The sequence below is a fragment of the Peptoniphilus sp. HMSC062D09 genome (genome assembly GCF_001811425.1).
In the GTDB taxonomy this organism is placed as follows: Bacteria; Bacillota; Clostridia; order Tissierellales; family Peptoniphilaceae; genus Peptoniphilus_A.
This window is the reverse complement of the sequence record NZ_KV804739.1, coordinates 1-1961: the sequence shown is the minus strand read 5'-3', so window position 1 is coordinate 1961 and position 1961 is coordinate 1. Positions and strand designations below refer to the sequence as shown.

Annotated in this window: 2 protein-coding genes; both read right to left on the bottom strand. The window is 37.1% G+C overall.

Going from position 1 to position 1961, the window contains the following annotated elements:
• On the bottom strand, positions 1 to 936 hold a 936-nt coding region (locus HMPREF2801_RS07625), incomplete at its 3' end, for a DNA topoisomerase (RefSeq protein WP_246830002.1).
• A gap of 94 nt (positions 937 to 1030) precedes the next feature.
• Positions 1031 to 1961 (bottom strand): CD1107 family mobile element protein (locus HMPREF2801_RS07620; protein WP_148130092.1); only part of this gene is annotated, 931 nt, incomplete at its 5' end.

Here is a 1961-nt window from a genome sequence, read left to right as displayed (position 1 = left end):
ATCTTCCGTTAAGCATCTGCTGTCTGTTCTCGGATAGGTAATTAGTTTCTTTTCATACAGGCTTTGAGCATAATCAAGCGTCTGCTTTGCTGAATATCCAAAATATTTATTACACTCTCTTTGAAGTGTTGTTAGATCAAAGGGTAAATCCGGCTTTGTAACCTTTTCTTTTTGAATGACATCAGTTATTTCAATATTATCGCCTATTAAATTAATAAGCTGCTCTGCGGTTATTTCATCACCAATTTTGTCTGTCGATAATGTAAAGCCGTTCATAGAAAGCTCTACGGTGTAGTATTTTTCTTTCTTAAAATTACTTATTTCTTCATCTCTTTTTACAATCATGTAAAGTGTTGGGGTTTGCACTCTCCCGACACTGTAATTTTGCTTATACAGGCAAGAATAGAGCCTACTGATATTCATTCCGACAAGCCAGTCTGCAATAGCTCTTGCCTGTGCCGATTCAAAGAGCTTATCGTAATCTTCACCATTCTTTAGATTGGAAAATCCCTCTTTGATAGCACTATCTTCCATTGACGAAATCCAAAGACGTTGCATTTTCTTTTTGCATTTAGCTTCGTTATATACCAGTCGAAAAATACTTTCTCCTTCTCTTCCCGCATCGCACGCATTGATAACTGTATCAATCTCCTTATCATTCATCAGTTTTTTAAGGATATTGAACTGCTTTTTTGTAGCCTTTGCCACTTCAAATTTGTACTGCTTCGGAATAATCGGTAAATCCGATATATTCCACTTAGCGTATTTTTCATCATAAGCGTCCGGATTTGCCATCTGAATTAGATGACCTACGCACCAAGATACCTTATATCCATTTCCCTCATAGTATCCATCTTTCTTTTTTGTAGCTCCTATTACCTTTGCAATTGATATAGCTACACTCGGTTTTTCTGCTATCACAAGTATATGTTCCATGTATATTTTTCCTCCTGCTTTCATTGTAAAAGGGCAAAAGATTTTACTCTCCCGCCCTGCGTTTGCACCCATAACAATATATTTTAAGGTGCATTTATTCTTCATCATAAGCTTCTGTTTCTTCTGCTTCTCCTATTTCTTCCTCACTTTCTGCTTCCGAAAAGAAATCATCATCTTCTTCCTCTAATGCTTCAAGCTCCTTATCCTCTTTCTTTTTTACGACCTTAAAGTAATAACCCGCTCCTAATGCTCCGCCTATAACAAGAAGCATAATAATGTATGTTCCTAAATTACTCTTTTCTTCTTTTTTCTCAGGCTTTACTTCTTCCTTAGTTGGCTCCTCTTTGCTAATCTCCTGCTTCGGAGCTTCTTTCTTTTCAACCATATTTAGAAGATCATCTTCAGATACTTCCGTTAAAAGCATTACATTTTCTTGTGTCTCATCGTGGTTGATGATGAGATGAAAGGTCTTACCGTTTTTCGTTTGAAAGGTAATAAACTGTCTTGCATCAGCAGAATACAGATCTGTTTCTTTGTTATCACCGCTATCCCCGTGATGAATAGGATAGTCCTTATTCGCATTGTCCTTATTTTCCGTAACGGTTCCTCTTGCCTTTGACGGAGCAGAAGCTACTCCCTTATTGGTATTTACAGTCTTACTTGCAGTGTCCATAGATGAATCCTGATTGTTATTGGCAGGAGCTTTCGGTGTCAGCTTATTAGGATAGCGAATATCTTTCTCTTTCGTTTCAGAATTACTTGTATCTTTTACAGTATTTTCTGAACTCGCCTGTGTAGTTGTGCTTTTTCCTGTGTTGTTTACAGGTGTTTGATTTGAAATGCCTGAGTTTTTCTTAATTCCGGAAATAGGACTGTTCAGTGCAGGCGGATTAGATATTACGGGAGCCTTGTTTGCTTCATTTGCCTTTTCCTCAAGCTCTTTCATCTTTTTATTCAGCTTATCCATTTCCTTCTTCATGTCTTCTGATAAGCCCTTATTTTCCTTTTCTTTTTTCATTTTCTCT